Raw genomic sequence first — 17494 nt, forward strand, 5'->3', positions numbered from 1 at the left:
AGAGTATGAACGCATGAGCGATCCGAAAGACACTCAGCCATCAGACGACCTCCCTGTGGAGGGCACAACCCTCGAGTCCGCCGGGCCCTCTGTTCCAGGTGCTGATCGGGCGGCAGCCAGCGGGAAGCCCAGGCCAAGCAACCTGCAGGACCTCGTGGACGAACCCGCGAAAGTCATGCGGATCGGCACCATGATCCGCCAGCTTCTGGAGGAAGTTAAGGCTGCCCCGCTGGACGAGGCCGCCCGGGGCCGCCTGGCAGAGATCCACGAGCGTTCCATCAAGGAACTGGAAGACGGGCTTTCGCCCGAGCTGGTGGCGGAACTGGAACGGATCAGCCTGCCTTTCCCTGACAACGCCACGCCTTCGGATGCCGAACTCCGCATCGCCCAGGCCCAGCTGGTGGGTTGGCTGGAAGGTCTCTTCCACGGAATCCAGACGGCCATTGCGGCCCAGCACGCCGCCAGGGAACATGCGGCAGCCCAGCTCCAGCTCAGGCAGCTTCCGCCAGGAACGGTGATTGCTCCCGGAGTTGTTATTGGCGAGAACGGCGAGCCGCAACGCGCCTCCGCGGCAGGCCAGGGGCATGCTTCGGGCAAGCCCGGACAGCCGCAGGATCCGGACCACGGTCCCGGCCAGTACCTGTAGGTTCTTTTTGGGATTCTTTACCGCCGCCCGCCAAGGGCGCAAAGACGACGCCGAACTCGGCCAGGGCCTGTGGCGCCGGGCCCACGACAGGTTCCACCGTGGCCTGGACCGGTACCACCAGGTGCTGGAGGGCGTCGAGGACGACCAGCTGTACGCCGAGCTGGTTGATATCGCCAACGAACTGGCCGGACTCCTGGAACGGGTCCGCGAGATCTGCGTGGAGGCCCAGCGGCGGTCGCCCAGCGATGGACTGGACATTCCGGGACCCCTTGCCGGCGTCCACCGGTCGCTGTCCAAGGCCGGAAATTCGTTGGCAACCACGGCAGAGGCGGCCGCGATGCTGCGGCTTGCCGTGGGGCCCGTCCCGGTGGGGGCGGCCTCCGTTCGGAGGCGTGCCGAGTCCGTGTTCGAACAGGTGGCCGACGCCGAACGCCGCCTCGCCGAGGACGCTGCAGGCCGATAGCCCGGGAGTATTCCCGGTTACGCGTGTGGCTTAGCCGGGCCGTTTCGTTTCGGCCACCGGCGATCTTTTGGCACGATGGCGGAATGACTTCTTCTACTCCCACACTCACTTTTAACGACGGACACACCATTCCCCAGCTTGGATATGGTGTGTGGCAGGTTGAGGACGGCGTCGCGGAGAAGGTGGTCCGCCAGGCGTTCGAGGCCGGTTTCCGCCACATCGACACCGCCAAGATCTATGGCAACGAGGCAGGCGTCGGCCGCGCGATTGCGTCCTCCGGCCTTTCCGCCGAGGAAATCTTCATCACCACCAAGCTGTGGAACGCCGACCAGGGCTACGATGCCACCCTCGCGGCCTTCGAGGAATCCCTGGACCGTCTGGGCCTCGAGACCCTGGATCTGTACCTGATCCACTGGATGCAGCCTAAGCAGGACAAGTACGTGGACACCTGGAAGGCCCTCATTGAGCTCCAGAAGCGCGGCCGTGTCCGGTCCATCGGTGTCTCGAACTTTACGGTCGAGGGCCTGCAGCGGCTGATCGACGAAACCGGCGTGGTTCCGGCCATCCACCAGATCGAGCTGCACCCGTACTTCAGCCAGCGTGAACTGCGCGAGTTCGGTGCCTCCCAGGGCATCATCACCCAGGCGTGGTCCCCGCTGGGGCAGGGCGGCGAGCTCCTGGAGGATGCAACCGTGGGCGCCATTGCCGCCAAGCACCAGGCGACGCCCGCCCAGGTGGTCATTGCCTGGCACCTGGCGGTAGGCAACGTCGTCATCCCGAAGTCGGTCACTGAGTCCCGCATCCGGGAGAACTTCGCGGCGTTGGACATCACCCTCGACGCCGGCGATGTCGAAGCCATCAACGGCCTGGACCGCACCGCCGGCGGCGAGGGCAGGATCGGCCCGGATCCCGCCGTCTCCGACTTCGCCTAAAGCCCGCTGACAGGCGCGGCGCTCCATGACGGAGTGCCGTCAGCCCCGCCCTTCCCGGTTTATCCGGGCTGGGCGGGGCTTCCTGCGTTAAGCGGCGATGCGTACCTGCTCGATTGCGACGGCGTCGATGACGGCCCACGACTCCTCGCCGGAGCAGGAACGGTCAGCGAAGCGCTCGGCTTCCGCCAGCGTGTCAAAGCTCTCGGCCCGGATCCTGCCGGAATCGGCATCGAAGTACGTCACGTGAAATTCCTGAACCAGTTGGTTTTCCATTAATCCAGTGTGCAACCGGGGTCTGACAATAACGGCGCATCAGCTCCGCGTGTTGCCCAGCCGGAGGACCCGTTCACTTGCCAGCATGGCTGAGCGCTGCGCCTTGTCCGCCGCGCGGGCGGCCTGTTTGGCTTCCGCGGCAGCTGTTTCCTTCAGCTTCCGGGTGCGTTCCAGCTGCTCCTCGGTTGACTTGAGCGTGGCCCGGAGTTCCCGCGCCTCTTGGGCCAGGCGCGCAAAGCCGGACTCCGCTGCCGTCAGGTCGTCAAGCCGTTCCTGTGCCTGCCGCGCTGCCTCGTCGGCGGCTTCGGAGGCCGCACGTTCCGCCGCTTGGGCTTTTTCCAGGGCCGACGGCGATGCCGGCCGTGGTTCCTGCCGCACCGCCTGCAGGCGCGGCTTCGCCGGGCCGCGGGCCGGAGCCGGCGTCGCAGTGGTCGCTTTGTCCGGCTCCGCGGCCGGTGCCGGGGCTGCGGTCCGTGGCGCGGCGACGGCACCCGGAACGGCAACGGCGCCGTCGAGGTCCACGGTGTCCACGCCGTCGGCGGACAGGACCTGCAGCAGCCGCCCGCTCTTAACGGCTGCGGCCGCGCCTTCGTCGGCCGTCGCCGCCCGCAGGGTCTCTTCGACGGCGGTTGCCACGGCGCCGCTGATCCGCCTCCCGTGCTGCTCCGCGACCGAGCAGGCGGCGTCAACCGCGGAGGCCAGCAGCGTCCGGCGCTCCCGTCCCAGGTCCCGCATGCCCGCAGCGTCCAGGGATGACTGAGCGGCGCGCATCCGCCCGCCAAGCTCGTTGAGCTGTTCCAGTACCCCGGGCTGGTGCGCGGCCAGCATGTTGACGGCCCAGGCAGCCACGGAAGGCTTGGGCAGGGCGCGGACGGCGGCCGGCAGTCCCTCGCCAGCTCCTGCCGCCTCCTTCGCTGCCGCCGTTCGGGCTGCTATGAACCCGTCGAGCGGCAACGCGTACAGTGCATTGGCGATGCGTGCCAGCTCCTGGTCATCCATGACGCCATCATAGGGTGGCGTCAGAGGGCGATCCGGTAGACATGGTGGGTGTATTCGTGCGGAAAGGCATCCGAGAAGGCGCCGTCCTTCACTTCGATTGCCCGCCCTTCGTCCACGACGTCCACCCACCTGCCGGGAATCGAAGCGGGCAAAATGAAGGTCCTGTCGCCCGGCTCTGTGGCCAGGGCGATTTCAGCGAAGATGTAGGCTGAACCGTTCCATGCCTTCAGCATGGTGTCGGTGTCCGGCCCGAAGTCCCATTCGTATGACTGGGTGTTGATGATCGGAGCCAGCGAGGTGATCTTGGCGTTTGATGCCCGGATAAGTTCCTTGCGTTCCGCGCTGCAGTCCACCAGGGAGTATCCGCCGTTAACCCCATCATTGTTGTGCTGAAAAAACATGATGCCCCGTGCCTCGTGGATGATGGCCGACCAGCACGCGCCTTCGATTTCCTCCGGACTGATGGTGCGGGCGCCGTCGTCGTTGAGGAAGGGCATTGCGGTCTCCACAAACATCCAGTTCGGCTTATTGCCGGGCTCCGCCTGAAAAGCGCGCATTCGGTCCACCAGCCAGCCATACGTGGCCGAGCGCATCGTGGGCGTTCCGATCGGCCAATGCTGTGACTGGGTGATCGCGTAGCCGGTGTCCGGGGAGGTGTACGCATAGTTGTCCACGCTGGCGACGTCCACCGCGGCCATGAAGTCATCCATGGTGCCCAGCGCCCAATACGACTCCAACACGCCCTTCGAGTAGTTGGCATTGATGAACCGGCCGTCATTCCGCTGGCGAAGTGCATCGACCTGATGGTGCATGTTTGCAAGGTTCGTCTCGGTGCCGCCGCCGCCACATCCCAAACCCATGTCGCATTCGTCGTAGGCAAATAGCCCCACAGCATATGGATCGTCGCCGATCTCCTCGGCGGTGAACTCATCCTGGACGATGCAGAAAATCCCTTCCGCCGTGGCCACGCTCAGGGGATCGTTGTGCTCCACCGCCTGGAAAGTGTTGATCCCCACTGATTTCAGCTGCCGGGCGTGTGCCGGCCGTCCGAAGAATACGGCCAGCGGAAAGAACGACGGATCGGTCCAGCCTGCTGCCGCCGCCTTCGGAAATGCCCGCCAGTACCCGGGCCCGCCCTCCCACGCGACCAGAGGAAGACTGAGCGCGGTGGGTGTACCCGCGTTCAGGTCGCCTCCCTGGCCGTACCTGCTCGCCACCAGGCCGCCTGCGCCCACCGTGACGGCGGCCGCGCCGACTCCAATGAAGAAATTTCGGCGTCCGATTGGGGTGTCCAGGATTTTTCCACGCATCAGAGCCCTTCCGTCCAGCTGGATTAAGTCTGGGCTTCCCGCGGGGCACGGTCTACGGCAAACGAAGCACGCTGCGGGAAAAGTGCGGGTTCAGCGGCGGGTGCCGTTCAGGGTTATCTGTGGATGCCGAGGGTGGCGATGAGGTCCTCATGCAGCTCGAACCAGATGCGGTGGAAGGAATCGCGGTCGGTGGCGGTTAGCCAAGCAGGGTCGATGGCAGCCTCATCCAAAGCTTTGCTGAGGCGTGCGGCGTAGCCGCCGAACCGGGGCAGCGCAGCGGCCAGTCGGACTTCCAGTTCGTTGAGGGCTGCCTGGGCCTGCATGAGGGTGTGGTGTGTCGCCTCATCCGTCCCGGTATTTGGCCGGTGTCCGGCTGATAGCGACTCAAGTTGAAGCTTGCCGCAGGCGGCGACAACGTCTGCGTTGAGTGATGCAAAGTCCGCCAGCACTCCGGTGACCACTGCCTGCCCGCCAGTGCTCTTCAGCTCCTCGGCCAGTAACCGCTCGTTTTCAGTCCTGCCGGCCACGGTCAGGGACCAGCCCCTCGCACCTCCGAAGGAGGAGCTTACGGCCCACCCGTAGGCGCCTGCATCGATCAGGAGACGTTCGACGTCGTCGGGATCCTGCCCAAACCGCAGTGCAGTTGACCCGGTGCCAGCGAACCCGAGCAGCCTCACGGCGTGGAGGGTGAGCAGCATGCACGCCTGCCCGCCCATCAGGGAGCTGCTCCGCCGTGTGCCGGTCCTTGGTGGACGGTTCCCCGGGTTCCGTCCACCTCGAGCGTCGTTCCGGTCCGGATCCGGGTGAGGGCATCGGCTACGCCCAGAACGGCGGGAATGCCGAACTCGCGGGCCACGATGGCGGCATGTGACAGCATCCCGCCCGTTTCTGTGATCACCGCGGAAGCCACCCCGAAGAGCGGTGTCCACGCCGGATCGGTGGTGCGGCAGACCAGGACGTCGCCTGGCCTCACCGCGGAGAACTCATCGATGCTGCGAACCGTGCGTGCAATCCCGCGGACGGTACCGGGGCTGGCGCCTGTTCCCGTGAGAACGTCCCCGGCAGGGTCTGCACGTTCCGGTCCGGCCTGGGGTCTTGACTCGGGTTCCATGTCAGTCCGCCAAGCCCGCCGTGGGCCTGCCTGAGAGCCGGTCAAGTCTCTGCTGGGCGGCCTGCGCGGAGCGGAGGCCAAGGCTGTGGGAAATCTGCGGCCACGTCAGCCCCGCCTCCCGCGCCAGGAACAGGAGCGCGGTTTCCAGCCCATCCATCTCCGCCCGCGCGGCGGAAATGAGGGCCAGTCCTGCCTGCACGTCCAGGGCCTCCGCTGGCGCTCCATGCCCGCTGCCGTTGGCCCGCCACAGGACGTGCCGAATGAGGTCGCTCGCGGAAGGTGGTTGCTGCTCGTGCAGCCAGGGCCGGTGGGGCAGTTCGGACGCGCCCCTGTCCAGCAACAACCGCGTCGCCTGGTCCTGTTGAGCAGCTGCGGCGCCGTCGCTGTTACTGCTGCCTGCCTCGGCCCCGTTTATGTCCGCCCCGCCGCGCCGTGCCCTTGGCTCCTTCATAACGCCCAGCCTTGTCCATCAACATTTTGTTGTCAACACTATGTTGATGCGATGCCGGGGGAAGGTTTCCTGCTTAACCAGCGAAAAACCCCGCGTTATCGTCGAAATCAACGACAACACGGGGTTTATCCCGAGCTTCCTATCAGAATCGAACTGATGACCTTTTCATTACGAGTGAAACGCTCTACCGACTGAGCTAAGGAAGCACCGCATGATCGGACCGGTTGAACCGGCTGGTTCATGCAAGAGTCAACTGTAATAGAGTCCCTGCGCCCGGGTCAAAATGGGCGCCGAGGCAGGCTCAGCAGACCGTGTTGTCGGCTGGAGCCTTGCCGTCCACGAGGTAGCTGTCCACGGCGTCGCCGATGCAGCTGTTGGACCGGCCGTAGGCCGTGTGTCCCTCACCTTTCCACGTCAGCAGGGAGGCGTTCCCCAGCTGCTTGCGCAGCGACGCGGCCCATTCCACCGGGGTGGCGGGGTCGCCCGTGGTTCCGATGACCACGATGGGGGACTCGCCGGAGTACTCCACCGGGGCAGGTGTCCGCACGCTCTGGTAAGGCCAGTCCACGCAGTTGGTGCCCCCGTACGCGAAGAAGTATCCCAGCGTCGGGGAGTCTGCCATCAGCCGCTGCTGCTCGGCACGCATGCCGGCCGTGTCCGAAACCATCGGGTAGTCCAGGCAGTTGATGGCGTTGAACGCGAACGTTGAGTTGGACGAGTACGTCCCGTTCGACGTGCGGTCCGCGCCGAGGTCGGCGAGCCGGAGCATCAGGCTCACGTCACCGGTCATAGCCGCATCCAGGGCCTGGGTCAGTGCTGGCCAGCTCGCGTCGTTGTACAGCGGCGTGATGAGTCCGCTGACAAACATATTGGCGTTCACGAGGCGCCCGTCCTTGGCCGTGCGCGGCGTCTGCTGGACCGCGGCAATGAGGTCGCGGATCTGCTGGACTCCGTCGTCCACGCTGCCGCTCAGGGGGCAGCCGTCTTCCTGCTGGCAGTCGGCCACGTAGGTCCTGATTGCCTTTTCGAAGGCCCGGGCCTGGCCGCTGGTCAGCTCCTCGTTGCTGATGGACGGATCGAGTGCACCGTCCAGGACCATGCGGCCCACGTTGTCGGGGAACAGCGAAGCGTACGTGGACCCGAGGAAGGTGCCGTAGGAGTAGCCCAGGTAGTTCAGCTTGTCGTCATTGACCACTGCGCGCAGGATGTCCAGGTCCTTGGCCGAACTGACGGTGTCGATGAGGCCCAGGGCCGGCCCTGTCTGCTCGGCGCACTGCGCGGCGATGGCCTTGTTGTCCGCCAGGGCTGCGGCCAGCCCGGCGTCGGTGTCGAGTGCGTACACCTTGGCGCGGGCAGCGTCCCGTTCAGCGTCCGTCATGCAGGTGACAGGGGAGGACCGCTTCACGCCCCGGGGATCGAAGCCCACCAGGTCGTAAGTGTCCCGCACGGGCTTGGAGAAGTGGGTGCCCGCGGCATCCTTGACGAAGTCGTAGCCCGACGCGCCCGGTCCACCCGGGTTGACCAGCAGGGTTCCGGTTTTTTTGCCTGTGCTCGCAGCCTTCAGGGCGGCAATCTGGATGGTCCCGCCGTCGGGCTTTGAATAGTCCAGCGGCACCGTCACCTTGGCGCACTGGAAGCCGTTCTCGCACGGCTCCCAGACGACCTCCTGCGAGTAGAACGAATCGAGCCCTTCCGGCGCAGTGGCAACGATCGACGGATCCGCCTTGGCTGTCGCAGTGCCCTGCTCCTGCTTTCCGCTGCCAAGGAGGGTGCACGAGGCCAGCACCATGGCCAGGACCAGGGCGCCGGCGGCCCGCAGTCCAGTCCCCAGGGATCGGCGGCGTACGGGCAGGGGGCGAGCAGTCATCGAGAGGTCTCCTTGTAAGGGGCTAGATCAGGCTGGCTGCCATGGACTCAATAGTCAACAGCGGGGCAACGTTGGTGGTGGTGATGCGTTGTCGGGCTTTATTGATTGCATCCATGCGGGCGAGGGTGGTTTCCGGGGTGGACCGGGAGGCGAATTCCTCCAGTTCACCCCTAAGCTCAACGTTCACCAGCTCCACGGCATTCCCGAGCTGGATAATCAGTACGTCACGGTAGAAGGACAGCAGGTCCGTCAGCGTCCGGTCCAGGGAATCGGTGATGGAGCGTTTGGCCCGCCGCTTCTGGTCGTCTTCGAGCTGTTTGACCTGGCTTCGCATGGCCGGTGGCAGCGTCCCTGATTCGGGCGCGCCCAGCGTTGCGAGCAGTGCCACCTTCTCGGCGGCGTCCCGCTCGTCGTTGGAACTGTTGGCCTCGGCCGTGGCGATCTTCACCAGCTTTTCCGCCATCATGACGGCGGCCGTGACGCCGCGCAGGCCCAGCGGGAACTTCACGGTTTCCAGCCGGCGCTCCCGGGCCTCCGGGTCCCGGGCCAGCCGGCGGGCGATCCCCACATGGCTTTGCGCAGCCCGTGCTGCCCGTTCGGCGAGTGCCGGGTCCACGCCGTCGCGCTTGACCAGCAGGGCCGCCACGTCGGCAGCAGGAGGCAGCCGGAGCGCCACGGCGCGGCAACGCGAGCGGATGGTCACCAGCACGTCCGCCGGCGATGGCGCGCACAGCATCCAGATAGTGCGCGGCGTGGGCTCTTCGATGGCTTTCAACAGCACGTTCGTGGTGCGTTCTGCCATCCGGTCCGCGTCCTCCACCACGATGATCCGCCACCGGCCGGACGATGGCCTGTTTCCCGCCGTGGACACCAGTTCCCGTGCCTCGTCAATGGTGATGGTCACTTTTTCGGTGCGGACGAAGGTCACGTCGGAGTGTGTCTCGCCCAGGATGGTCAGGCACGCTGGACAGGTTCCGCAGCCACGGCGGGTCACGTCCTCCTGGTCGCAGTTCAGTGCCGCCGCGAACGCCTTGGCGGCGTTGGAACGCCCCGAGCCCGGCGGGCCGGTGAACAGCCAGGCATGCGTCAGCCCCTCACCGAGGGAAGCCTGCCGGAGCTGTTCGACGACGGCGGGCTGGCCCTGGAGGTCGTCCCAGACCGTCATGCCGCACCTTTGCCGGATGACGCAAGCAGGGCGTCCACCCGGGCCAGGATTTGTGCGGCCAGCTCGGCAACGGCAAGGTGGGCTGGCAGGACAAGGTAGGCCTCCGGGCGGGCCGCCGCGAGCTGGAGGAACGCCTCCCGGATCAGGGCATGGAATTCATCGGCCTCGGATTCCAGCCGGTCCTCCGCGGCGTCCCCGGCGGTGCGGCGGCGGCGGCCATCGGCCGGGTCCACATCCAGCAGCACCGTCAGGTCCGGCTGAAGGCCGTCGGTGGCCCATTCGTTGAGTGTGCGGACCGCTTCGGTGCCAAGGTCACGGCCGGCACCCTGGTACGCCACCGAGGAATCGATGTAGCGGTCGGTGAGGACGATGTCGCCGCGGTCCAGTGCGGGACGGATGACCTGGCCGGCGTGGGCTGCGCGTGAAGCCGCGAAGATGAGCGCCTCGGTGTGGGCGTCGATGTGGCCGTGGCCGTGGTCCAGCACCAGGGAACGGAGCTTTTCGCCGATGGGGGTGCCGCCGGGCTCCCGGGTCCGCAGCACTTTCAGGCCGCGGGATTCCAGGGCTTCGGCCAGTCTGGCCGCCTGCGTGGACTTGCCCGCGCCGTCGCCGCCTTCAAACGCAATAAAAAGCCCGGGGCTTTGGATAGTCACTTAACAAGCCTACCGATCCCCGCCGACATTCACCGACCGGACGCCTCCCTGCTGCTTCCCCAGCGGACGTAACGGCTTTCTGGCGGGGCGGCGCTCCAAAGTACGCTTGCCCCATGAGCCTCACCGAACAGCATGCCGCGTCCCTTTCAGCCGAGACGGTGGTTGTCGCCGCCGGCCGGCCGGCACGGGAGCGGGACGAACCGGTGAACCCGCCCATCGTGCTGTCGTCGACCTACTTCGGTACCGGACCGCTGGCCGACGGCGACCGCGGCTACGGCAGGTACGCCAACCCCACCTGGGACCCGTTTGAAGAGGCCCTGGCCCAGCTTGAAGGGTCCCACCTGCCGGGCCTGCTGTATGCGTCCGGACTCGCGGCCGTCAGTTCCGCGTTGTCCCTGGTGCCTGCCGGCGGTGTCCTGGTGATGCCGTCGCACAGCTACTCGGGATCCCTGGTGATGGCCGCTGAGCTTGCCCAGAAGGGATTCCTCGAACTCCGGACCGTGGACATCGCAGACACGGCAGCGGTACTGGAACAGATCGCCCCGAAGGGTCCCGACGCCCGGCCGGCAAGCATGCTGTGGCTGGAAAGCCCCACCAACCCCATGCTGGGCATCGCGGACATTCCCGTCCTCGCCGAGGCCGCACACCGTGCCGGGGCGATCGTCGTCACCGACAACACGTTCTCCACGCCTTTGGTCCAGCAGCCGCTGTCCCTGGGTTCCGACGTCGTCCTGCACTCCGTGACCAAGTACCTCGCCGGGCACTCCGACGTGGTCCTGGGCGCCCTGGTGACACCAAACCCGGACATCCGTGCGGCACTGCTGCACCACCGCACCATCCACGGGGCAATTGCCGGGCCGTTCGAAGCCTGGCTTGCCCTGCGCGGCCTGCGCACCCTGGCCCTGCGCATCGAACGCTCCCAGGAATCGGCGGCGGTCCTTGCCGGCCGGCTGGGCGCGCACCCGCGGATCGAAAGCATCCACTTCCCCGGGCTTGGTAGTGATCCAGGGCATGAACGGGCGAAGGCACAGATGAAGGGCTTCGGATCGATTGTCTGCATCCGGATTGCGCCGGTGGGGGACCTTGACGGCGCCGACGCCGCGGACAAGCTGGTCCGCGCGCTGCATTTATGGCTGCCTGCCACGTCCCTGGGCGGCGTGGAGTCCCTGATCGAACGGCGCCGCCGCCACGCAGCCGAACCGGTAAGCGTTCCGGAGAACCTGGTCCGCCTCAGCGTGGGAATCGAAAATGTCGAGGACCTCTGGGCCGATTTGAAGCAGGCGCTCGACTCGCTGGAAGGCTAGGCTGGGATGGTGGACGGTCAACTGATGATTTTTTATGTGGAGCGGGCAGTATTTTTTGTCCTTGCCGTGGTGGCCCTGGGGCTTGAACTCTGGGCCCTGGTTGACTGCGCACGCCACCGGGCGAACGCTTTTGAAGCCACGGGCAAGCGGACCAAGACCTTCTGGCTGGCCCTTACCGGCGGTGCCACCCTTGTGGGCGTCATCTCGCTCTTCGGCAGCGGCGGCGGCCTCTTCGGCACCCTGGGCCTCTTCGGCTTGGCAGCCGTGGTGGCAGCTTCGGTCTACCTCGCCGATGTGCGCCCGGCCGTGAAAGACGCCGGGCGCGGCGGCAGCCGCAACACGGGCCCCTACGGCCCCTGGTGACCTAAGCCGACGGCGCCACAGCCTCCCAGCCCACCGTCAGTTCACCCAGGCGCCACCGTGAGGGGCCGTCCTGGACCGGCCAGCCGCCGTCGAGCAGTGCCTTGCACATGGCGTGCCAGCGCTGCCGGTTTCCAAACGACGCCAGCGGCGCCGACTCCAACCACGCCCGGTCCATCGCCGCCATCAGGCCGTGGACGCGTTCGCCCGGCACATTCCGGTGGATCAGCGCCTTGGGCAGCCGCTCCGCTACCTCCGACGGCAGCGCAAAACTTCCGAACCGCATTGACAGGCTCAAGGACAGCGGCCGCTCACTGTCCAGGGCAATCCACGTCACACGCCGGCCGATCTCGTCGCAGGTCCCGTCGATGAACAGGCCGCCGGGGGAGAGCCGGCCCTGGACCAGCCGCCAGATTCCCTCCACATCCGCTTCCTCGTACTGGCGCAGCACATTGAAGGCGCGGACCAGGACGGGACGCCCGGGCATGGGCAGTTCGAAGCCGCCCACCTGGAAGCTCAGGCCGGGCTGTTCCAGCGCCTTAGCCAGGCGGACCCGCTCGGGCTCGATCTCGATCCCGCACACGCGGACGTCCGGCCGGACAGTGCGCAGGCGCTCAAAAAGTTCGACGGCGGTGGCTGGCGTTGCGCCGTAGCCCAGGTCGACCACCAGGGGATCCGCCGCCCTGCGCAGGCGCCACGCCTGCGGGCCGGTCAACCACCGGTCCACGCGCCGCATGCGGTTGGGGTTGGTGGTGCCGCGGGTGATGTTCCCCACCGGTTTGGCGGCCCTGCTCCTGCCGGACATCTGCGGGGCGGCCACCCGTTCAGCTTTTTGAACCACCGCCCAACCCTATCCAACGTGACCCCTCAAACGTGACCCCGCGCTGTAACGCTGGGCGGGCGGCAGCGGCGCTCGGCTAGGATGAAAATCATGACTTACAAGCTGATTCTGCTGCGCCACGGCCACAGCGAATGGAACGCCAAGAACCTGTTCACCGGCTGGGTGGACGTTGACCTCAACGACCAGGGCCGCGAGGAAGCAGCACGCGGCGGCGAGCTCCTGGTTGAGAACGACCTTCTCCCGGATGTCCTCTACACCTCGCTCCTGAAGCGGGCCATCAACACGGCCAACATTTCCCTGGACAAGGCCGACCGCGGCTGGATCCCGGTCAAGCGGGACTGGCGCCTGAACGAGCGCCACTACGGCGCCTTGCAGGGCAAGGACAAAGCGCAGACCCTGGCCGAATACGGCGAAGAGCAGTTCATGGAATGGCGCCGGTCCTACGACACCCCGCCGCCGCCCCTGGACGACAGCAACGAATTCTCCCAGGCCCACGACCCCCGTTACGCGGACCTCGGCGACGCACTGCCCCGCACTGAGTGCCTCAAGGATGTCCTGGTCCGCCTGCTTCCTTACTGGGAATCGGACATCAAGGACGACCTCAAGGCCGGTAAGACCGTCCTTGTCACGGCCCACGGCAACTCGCTGCGCGCCCTGGTCAAGCACCTGGACGGCATCAGCGACGACGCCATCGCCAGCCTGAACATCCCCACCGGCATCCCGCTGGTCTACGACCTGGACGAGGACTTCCAGCCGGTCAAGCCGGGCGGCACGTACTTGGATCCCGACGCCGCTGCCGAGGCCATCCTGGCCGTAGCCAACCAGGGCAAGAAGTAAGTTAACTCAGCGAATTACGACGGCGGGCCGGTCACCCCAGGTGACCGGCCCGCCGTCGTTGTAAGTGTCAGAAACTCAGCTGTCAGCTGTGTTCGGTGCCGTTCGGCTGCCAGGCACCGGTGACGAGGTAGGTGACCTTCTGGGCCACCGAAACGCCGTGGTCCGCGAAACGCTCAAAGTACCGGCTCGCGAGGGCCACGTCCACGGTGGTGGCGGGGGATTCCTGCCAGTCCGGGCTGGCGATCGCCTTGAACACGCTCAGGTGCAGGTCGTTGATCTCGCTGTTTGCCTTCAGGATGTCGCGGGCCACTTCGAGGTTGCGGGTTTCGAGCAACACCGTCAGCTTCGCTGCGATCAGCTGGTCCAGATCGGCCAGCTGCTTGAAGGTATCGGTCATGGAGGCCGGGATCACGGTGGAGGGGAACCGCAGCCGCGCCAGCTGTGCGATGTGGCGGGCGAGGTCGCCCATCCGCTCCAGGGACGCGCTCATGCGCAGCGAGCCCACCAGCATGCGAAGGTCGCTGGCCACCGGCCCCTGCAGGGCCAGGATGTCGATGGCACGCTCGTCGAGGCTGTTCTGGAGGAAATCGATGCGGGCGTCGGCTGCGATCACGTCCTGGGCCAAATCCACGTCTGCCACCTGGAAGGACGTTGTGGCCTTTCCGATCGCTTCGCTGACCAGCTGTGAGATCTCCACCAGCTGCTCGCCGACCTGGGCCAGTTCTTCCTGAAAAACCTTACGCACGTTGGCGTCCTTTCCTTGGAACCCCCGCCGGCGCTGTCCGCCGGCGGCAGTTCGTGTCGCCGTTCGGCAGTCCAACTCCATACTCTGCCAGCGGCCGGTGAACGGTTGGCGGTCGGCAGGTGAACGTTAGTTGAACCGTCCCCGCGGGTGGGCCTGATGCGGCAAAACCGCGTTTCCCACAGCATAAGCTGGGAACGTGGATCCTATGCTCATCGGTGTCATCGCAGGCCTCATCGGCCTGTCGTTCGGCGCCTTCGGCGTGCTTGCGTTCAGGGTCAGCGAAAGGCAGCGCCAGCTGGTGGATGTCGACGTCGAGGAACTCGCCCTGCCGGCGGGCGCCGCCGAGGTGCTGGCTGTCGTCGGTCGCGCCTTCGTGGTGGTGGACGCCGTCGACGGCGTGGTGCGGGCCAGCCCGGCCGCCTACGCCTATGGCCTGGTCCGGGGCCACACGGTGGTCCACAAGCAGCTGCTGGACATGACGGCGGGTGTTCGCCGCGACGGCGTGATCATCGAGAAGCAGCTGGAGCTGCCCCGTGGCCCGCTCGGCCAGGGGACCATCATTGTGCAGGTGCGTGCGGCCATGCTCGGTGAGGAATACATCCTCCTGCTGGCCGACGACCGGACGGAAATCACCCGGACCGAAGAGATCCGCAACGATTTCGTGGCCAACGTTTCCCATGAACTGAAGACCCCGGTGGGGGCCATCTCCCTCCTCGCCGAGGCGCTTGAGTCCTCGGCCGACGACGAACAGGCCGTCCGCCGGTTCGCCAAGCGCATGCATAAGGAGTCCGGCCGCCTGGCGGCACTGGTCCAGGACATCATTGAACTCTCACGCCTGCAGGGGGCCAGCGTGGCCCAGCAGGGACGGCCTGTGGACATCAACGCTGTGATCAGCGAGGCCGTTGACCGGTCCCAGCTGCCCGCCGAGAGCAAAAACATCACGATCGTTGTGGGCGGACACGCGGACGGAATGGTCTACGGCGACCCCGACCTGCTCGTCACGGCACTGCGCAACCTCATAGACAATGCCATCCGGTATTCGCCGGAGAACACCCGGGTGGGCGTGGGCGTCCGTGCCAAGGAAGGGCTGATCGCGGTATCGGTCACCGACCAGGGCGAAGGACTGTCCCCTGAAGACCAGGAACGCGTATTTGAGCGTTTCTACCGGGTGGACGCCGCCCGCTCGCGCCACACCGGCGGAACGGGCCTCGGGCTGAGCATCGTCAAGCATGTCGTCTCAAACCACGGCGGCGAGGTGACCCTGTGGTCCCAGCCCGGCCAAGGCTCGACTTTCACCCTGCGGCTGCCGGAAATGGAGGGCCCCGACGTCGAGGAAGAACCTGCCGCCGGCCCGAAGTCCGCACCGCCCAAGCACCACGCCGCCCGTCAATCCCACGAATCCCGCGCCGCCGGCGCACACGAACAAGGAGCTAGCGCTTGAGCAGGATCTTGATAGTTGAGGACGAGGAGTCGTTCAGCGATCCGCTGTCCTATTTGCTGGGCAAGGAAGGGTTCGAAGTGGAGGTGGTGGACAACGGACTTGACGCCATCACCGAGTTCGACCGCAACGGTGCCGACCTCGTCCTGCTGGACCTGCAGCTCCCGGGCCTGTCCGGAACCGAAGTGTGCCGCCAGCTCCGGCAGCGGTCCGGCGTTCCGGTCATCATGCTGACCGCCAAGGATTCCGAGATCGACAAAGTGGTGGGCCTGGAACTCGGCGCCGACGACTACGTGACCAAGCCGTATTCCTCGCGCGAACTGGTGGCCAGGGTGCGGGCTGTGCTCCGCCGCCAGGGTGAGCCGGAAGAACTGATCTCAGCCACGGTGCAGGCCGGACCTGTCCGGATGGACATCGAGCGGCATGTGGTGAGCGTGGGAGGCGAGCAGGTGCTGCTGCCGCTAAAGGAATTTGAACTGCTGGAGATGCTGCTCCGGAACTCGGGGCGGGTGCTGACGCGTGGCCAGCTCATCGACAGGGTGTGGGGATCCGACTATGTAGGCGACACCAAGACCCTTGATGTCCACGTCAAGCGGCTGCGGAGCAAGATCGAGCCGGACCCGTCGGCGCCCCGGTTCCTGGTTACGGTGCGGGGGCTCGGCTACAAGTTCGAACCCTAGGCAGCGGCCGGCAGGACCGGGCGCCAAACCCGCAACGCAGAAGGAGGGGCTCCCCGCGGGGAGCCCCTCCTTCTGCGTTGCGTCCGGACCGCTAAGGCGCCTAGTGGGCTGCGGCGGCAGAGGACGTCGACGGCGAAGGCGTCGGCGAGCTCGTCCCGGTCGGCTCTGCGCCGGCCGGTACATACTCCTTGTACTCTTCCAGGGTTGCGTCCAGAACCGGAACGTCAATGGTCTTGTTCAGGTTGGTGCCGTTTTCGGTGATCTTGACCGGTACCAGCGAGCCGGCAATGCCGCCGCTGGTGCTGAGGATCGCTTCGTCGGTGGAGTCGTTGAGCAGCGTGTAGGAGTTTGCCTTCACGGAGACCTGCGTCTGGGAGCCTTCGGCGCCGTTGACAGTCAGCTTGACGTCCTGTGACGAGGAGTTGTAGACGGCGCCGAGCAGGCGGCCCGGCTTGTCCTCGCCGGCAGAAACAATCATGAAGTTGCGCAGCTGCAGGGGGCCCAGGTCCGCGCGGATGCCATCCGATGCGGAGTACTGGTGAGAAGTCTGCTGGGGGGTGATGTAGCCGCAGCCGGTCACCGTCACCAGGCCGAGGCCCAGGGCAGCTGCCGCCAATGCCAGTTTGCCGCGCTGGGCCCGGTTCATCGCAGTGAAACGCACGTCACGTACTCCTCAAGAGTCTTGGAACATTATTCAGCCCATAGCCTATCCGCAAACCAGCCCAAACGCGGATTCCGGGCGGTCACATTGCCCTTGGCAGGGCCTCGCCGATGCACTATTATCTGCATCCGTCAAGGGGTCAAAGGGGGTCGATTCTGCCCATTTTCCGCGTATTCATGCGGTTCCGGGGCCCTTTCGCGGCCAGTCATATGCCCGAATCGTGATAAACTGGTCTGCGGGAAAGGGGAATGTCCACATGGTATTTGAGGTCGGCGAGACAGTAGTTTACCCTCACCACGGTGCTGCAAAAATTGAAGAAATCAAGATGCGCACCGTCAAGGGCGAAGAGAAAATGTATCTCAAGCTCAAGGTGGCTCAGGGTGATCTGACCATTGAAGTTCCAGCAGAAAACGTTGACCTTGTTGGGGTCCGCGACGTAGTGGGCAAAGAAGGCTTGGAGCACGTATTCGATGTGCTCCGTGCCGAGTTCACTGAAGAGCCCACCAACTGGTCACGCAGATACAAGGCAAATCTGGAGAAGCTTGCTTCCGGTGACGTCATCAAGGTAGCAGAGGTCGTCCGCGACCTGTGGCGCCGCGATCACGACCGGGGCCTTTCCGCAGGTGAGAAGCGCATGCTGGCCAAGGCCCGGCAGATTCTGATTTCAGAGTTGGCGCTGGCTGAAAAGACCGACGAAGAGAAGGCTGCCAGTGTTCTCGACGAGGTCCTGGCTTCCTAAGAATTGAACCCCGGCGGCA

The 17494-nt window shown here is 65.9% G+C and carries 21 protein-coding genes and 1 tRNA gene; 9 read left to right on the top strand and 13 right to left on the bottom strand.

What is annotated here, in order from left to right:
- Positions 1-13 precede the first annotated feature (13 nt).
- The 3 genes from J2X42_RS17915 (at position 14) to J2X42_RS17925 (ending at position 2041) form a co-directional block, all read left to right on the top strand.
- The gene (locus J2X42_RS17915) at positions 14-646 is read left to right on the top strand and encodes a bacterial proteasome activator family protein (RefSeq protein WP_310167186.1); all 633 of its coding nucleotides are present in this window, start codon (positions 14-16) and stop codon (positions 644-646) included.
- Positions 647-653: 7 nt separating this feature from the next.
- Positions 654-1109, top strand: a complete 456-nt coding sequence (locus J2X42_RS17920; protein ID WP_310167188.1) for a hypothetical protein — start codon at positions 654-656, stop codon at positions 1107-1109.
- A gap of 83 nt (positions 1110-1192) precedes the next feature.
- The gene (locus J2X42_RS17925; protein WP_310167189.1) at positions 1193-2041 is read left to right on the top strand and encodes an aldo/keto reductase; all 849 of its coding nucleotides are present in this window, start codon (positions 1193-1195) and stop codon (positions 2039-2041) included.
- Positions 2042-2128: 87 nt separating this feature from the next.
- Here J2X42_RS17925 and J2X42_RS17930 read toward each other — a convergent pair whose 3' ends face one another.
- From J2X42_RS17930 to tmk, 10 genes are all read right to left on the bottom strand, one after another.
- Entirely contained in the window at positions 2129-2314 is a 186-nt protein-coding gene (locus J2X42_RS17930; RefSeq protein ID WP_310167190.1) for a hypothetical protein, read from the bottom strand.
- Positions 2315-2353: 39 nt separating this feature from the next.
- A complete protein-coding gene (locus J2X42_RS17935; RefSeq protein WP_310167191.1) occupies positions 2354-3313 on the bottom strand; it encodes a hypothetical protein in 960 nt (319 codons plus the stop codon).
- Between the two features lie 20 nt (positions 3314-3333).
- Positions 3334-4623, bottom strand: coding sequence for a hypothetical protein (locus J2X42_RS17940; protein WP_310167193.1), 1290 nt, complete (start codon positions 4621-4623; stop codon positions 3334-3336).
- Between the two features lie 113 nt (positions 4624-4736).
- Positions 4737-5321: a hypothetical protein gene (locus J2X42_RS17945; protein ID WP_310167194.1), complete on the bottom strand. Its 585-nt coding sequence runs from the start codon at positions 5319-5321 to the stop codon at positions 4737-4739.
- A gap of 17 nt (positions 5322-5338) precedes the next feature.
- Positions 5339-5734 (bottom strand): PEP-utilizing enzyme, encoded by a 396-nt coding sequence (locus J2X42_RS17950; protein ID WP_310167195.1) that lies wholly within the window; start codon positions 5732-5734, stop codon positions 5339-5341.
- A 1-nt stretch (position 5735) separates the two neighbouring features.
- A complete protein-coding gene (locus tag J2X42_RS17955; RefSeq protein ID WP_310167196.1) occupies positions 5736-6185 on the bottom strand; it encodes a hypothetical protein in 450 nt (149 codons plus the stop codon).
- A gap of 133 nt (positions 6186-6318) precedes the next feature.
- Positions 6319-6391 (bottom strand) — tRNA-Thr (locus J2X42_RS17960).
- 95 nt (positions 6392-6486) lie between these two features.
- Complete coding sequence (locus J2X42_RS17965) at positions 6487-8052, bottom strand: alpha/beta hydrolase (RefSeq protein ID WP_310167198.1); 1566 nt, start codon at positions 8050-8052, stop codon at positions 6487-6489.
- Between the two features lie 22 nt (positions 8053-8074).
- Positions 8075-9217 carry a DNA polymerase III subunit delta' gene (locus tag J2X42_RS17970; protein WP_310167199.1) on the bottom strand — a complete coding sequence of 381 codons (1143 nt, stop codon included), beginning with the start codon at positions 9215-9217 and terminating at the stop codon, positions 8075-8077.
- Positions 9214-9870: a dTMP kinase gene (tmk, locus tag J2X42_RS17975; RefSeq protein ID WP_310167200.1), complete on the bottom strand. Its 657-nt coding sequence runs from the start codon at positions 9868-9870 to the stop codon at positions 9214-9216. Before tmk ends, J2X42_RS17970 begins: the two co-directional genes overlap by 4 nt.
- Positions 9871-9983: 113 nt before the next feature.
- Here tmk and J2X42_RS17980 point away from each other — a divergent pair, with 113 nt between their 5' ends.
- A complete protein-coding gene (locus tag J2X42_RS17980) occupies positions 9984-11174 on the top strand; it encodes an aminotransferase class I/II-fold pyridoxal phosphate-dependent enzyme (protein ID WP_310167201.1) in 1191 nt (396 codons plus the stop codon).
- A 9-nt stretch (positions 11175-11183) separates the two neighbouring features.
- Positions 11184-11537: a DUF2516 family protein gene (locus J2X42_RS17985; protein ID WP_131133645.1), complete on the top strand. Its 354-nt coding sequence runs from the start codon at positions 11184-11186 to the stop codon at positions 11535-11537.
- A gap of 1 nt (position 11538) precedes the next feature.
- Here the strand turns inward: J2X42_RS17985 and J2X42_RS17990 are convergent, their stop codons facing one another.
- Positions 11539-12375 (bottom strand): class I SAM-dependent methyltransferase, encoded by an 837-nt coding sequence (locus tag J2X42_RS17990; protein WP_310167202.1) that lies wholly within the window; start codon positions 12373-12375, stop codon positions 11539-11541.
- Positions 12376-12465: 90 nt separating this feature from the next.
- Here J2X42_RS17990 and J2X42_RS17995 point away from each other — a divergent pair, with 90 nt between their 5' ends.
- Entirely contained in the window at positions 12466-13212 is a 747-nt protein-coding gene (locus tag J2X42_RS17995) for a phosphoglyceromutase (RefSeq protein WP_310167203.1), read from the top strand.
- 82 nt (positions 13213-13294) lie between these two features.
- On the opposite strand, the gene phoU is transcribed toward J2X42_RS17995, so the two are convergent.
- Complete coding sequence (phoU, locus tag J2X42_RS18000; protein WP_310167204.1) at positions 13295-13957, bottom strand: phosphate signaling complex protein PhoU; 663 nt, start codon at positions 13955-13957, stop codon at positions 13295-13297.
- Between the two features lie 205 nt (positions 13958-14162).
- On the opposite strand from phoU, the gene J2X42_RS18005 reads away from it, so the two are divergent.
- Both J2X42_RS18005 and J2X42_RS18010 read left to right on the top strand, forming a co-directional pair.
- On the top strand, positions 14163-15398 hold the full coding sequence (locus tag J2X42_RS18005) for an ATP-binding protein (protein ID WP_310167226.1): 1236 nt from the start codon (positions 14163-14165) through the stop codon (positions 15396-15398).
- Positions 15395-16075, top strand: coding sequence for a response regulator transcription factor (locus tag J2X42_RS18010; RefSeq protein WP_131133603.1), 681 nt, complete (start codon positions 15395-15397; stop codon positions 16073-16075). Before J2X42_RS18005 ends, J2X42_RS18010 begins: the two co-directional genes overlap by 4 nt.
- 100 nt (positions 16076-16175) lie before the next feature.
- Here J2X42_RS18010 and J2X42_RS18015 read toward each other — a convergent pair whose 3' ends face one another.
- Complete coding sequence (locus J2X42_RS18015; protein ID WP_310167227.1) at positions 16176-16721, bottom strand: hypothetical protein; 546 nt, start codon at positions 16719-16721, stop codon at positions 16176-16178.
- Between the two features lie 271 nt (positions 16722-16992).
- Between J2X42_RS18015 and J2X42_RS18020 the strand changes: the two genes are divergently transcribed.
- Positions 16993-17475 carry a CarD family transcriptional regulator gene (locus J2X42_RS18020; RefSeq protein WP_026266570.1) on the top strand — a complete coding sequence of 161 codons (483 nt, stop codon included), beginning with the start codon at positions 16993-16995 and terminating at the stop codon, positions 17473-17475.
- The last annotated feature ends 19 nt before the right edge of the window (positions 17476-17494 follow it).

It is taken from the genome of Arthrobacter sp. BE255 (assembly GCF_031457335.1).
GTDB lineage: Bacteria > Actinomycetota > Actinomycetes > Actinomycetales > Micrococcaceae > Arthrobacter.

Bases quoted from the DNA above. Each gene is read 5' to 3' on its own strand.
- J2X42_RS17915 (WP_310167186.1), top strand. From the start codon at position 14: ATGAGCGATCCGAAAGACACTCAGCCATCAGACGACCTCCCTGTGGAG.
- J2X42_RS17925 (WP_310167189.1), top strand. From the start codon at position 1,193: ATGACTTCTTCTACTCCCACACTCACTTTTAACGACGGACACACCATT.
- J2X42_RS17930 (WP_310167190.1), bottom strand. From the start codon at position 2,314: ATGGAAAACCAACTGGTTCAGGAATTTCACGTGACGTACTTCGATGCC.
- J2X42_RS17935 (WP_310167191.1), bottom strand. From the start codon at position 3,313: ATGGATGACCAGGAGCTGGCACGCATCGCCAATGCACTGTACGCGTTG.
- J2X42_RS17940 (WP_310167193.1), bottom strand. From the start codon at position 4,623: ATGCGTGGAAAAATCCTGGACACCCCAATCGGACGCCGAAATTTCTTC.
- J2X42_RS17945 (WP_310167194.1), bottom strand. From the start codon at position 5,321: ATGCTGCTCACCCTCCACGCCGTGAGGCTGCTCGGGTTCGCTGGCACC.
- J2X42_RS17950 (WP_310167195.1), bottom strand. From the start codon at position 5,734: ATGGAACCCGAGTCAAGACCCCAGGCCGGACCGGAACGTGCAGACCCT.
- J2X42_RS17955 (WP_310167196.1), bottom strand. From the start codon at position 6,185: ATGAAGGAGCCAAGGGCACGGCGCGGCGGGGCGGACATAAACGGGGCC.
- J2X42_RS17965 (WP_310167198.1), bottom strand. From the start codon at position 8,052: ATGACTGCTCGCCCCCTGCCCGTACGCCGCCGATCCCTGGGGACTGGA.
- J2X42_RS17970 (WP_310167199.1), bottom strand. From the start codon at position 9,217: ATGACGGTCTGGGACGACCTCCAGGGCCAGCCCGCCGTCGTCGAACAG.
- J2X42_RS17980 (WP_310167201.1), top strand. From the start codon at position 9,984: ATGAGCCTCACCGAACAGCATGCCGCGTCCCTTTCAGCCGAGACGGTG.
- J2X42_RS17995 (WP_310167203.1), top strand. From the start codon at position 12,466: ATGACTTACAAGCTGATTCTGCTGCGCCACGGCCACAGCGAATGGAAC.
- J2X42_RS18005 (WP_310167226.1), top strand. From the start codon at position 14,163: ATGCTCATCGGTGTCATCGCAGGCCTCATCGGCCTGTCGTTCGGCGCC.
- J2X42_RS18015 (WP_310167227.1), bottom strand. From the start codon at position 16,721: ATGAACCGGGCCCAGCGCGGCAAACTGGCATTGGCGGCAGCTGCCCTG.
- J2X42_RS18020 (WP_026266570.1), top strand. From the start codon at position 16,993: ATGGTATTTGAGGTCGGCGAGACAGTAGTTTACCCTCACCACGGTGCT.